This window comes from Bartonella sp. AP19HLJMH, assembly GCF_042196245.1.
Taxonomy (GTDB): domain Bacteria; phylum Pseudomonadota; class Alphaproteobacteria; order Rhizobiales; family Rhizobiaceae; genus Bartonella.
This window is the reverse complement of record NZ_JBHIPX010000109.1, coordinates 1-539: the sequence shown is the minus strand read 5'-3', so window position 1 is coordinate 539 and position 539 is coordinate 1. Positions and strand designations below refer to the sequence as shown.

Annotated in this window: 1 protein-coding gene; it reads left to right on the top strand. The window is 40.8% G+C overall.

Translation table 11 applies throughout. The features are described 5' to 3' along the window. Nucleotides 1-539 (top strand): phage integrase central domain-containing protein (locus ACFINR_RS09635; RefSeq protein ID WP_404977415.1); only part of this gene is annotated, 539 nt, incomplete at both ends.

Genomic DNA, 539 nt, shown 5'->3' with positions numbered 1-539 from the left:
GGAACGCAAGAGTTTGTTGACAACTACAAAAGCGCACTTGCCGAGTTACAAGGGCTTATACTTCCTAAATCAAAAACCGGTAAACTTGTTGAAGGGTCATTTGCATGGCTGCTTAAACAATACTTTAACAGCTCTAATTGGCATAGCTACACTAAAGCTACAAAAAAACAAAAAGAACTCATCCTTATGAAGGTATGTGATAGCATAGGAAACATTCCATACCAAGCAATTGAAAAGAAACATATCATAGCCGGCGTTGAACGACGCAAAGAAACACCAGCAATGGCTAGAAACTTTCTGAAAGCCCTTAATGGGCTTTTTAATTGGGCGATTGACCAAGGTCTTTTAGAAAATAATCCAGCCTTAGGTGTTAAAAGACCAGCCCTTCACAACAAAGATGGGTTTGCTGTTTGGACAGAAGAAGATGTTGAGAAATATTATCAAAGATGGTCCCATGGTACCCATGAACGCGTTTGGATTGATGTCCTTTTGTATACGGGTTTGCATCGTGGTGATGCGGTCCGCATTGGCTGGAAAGA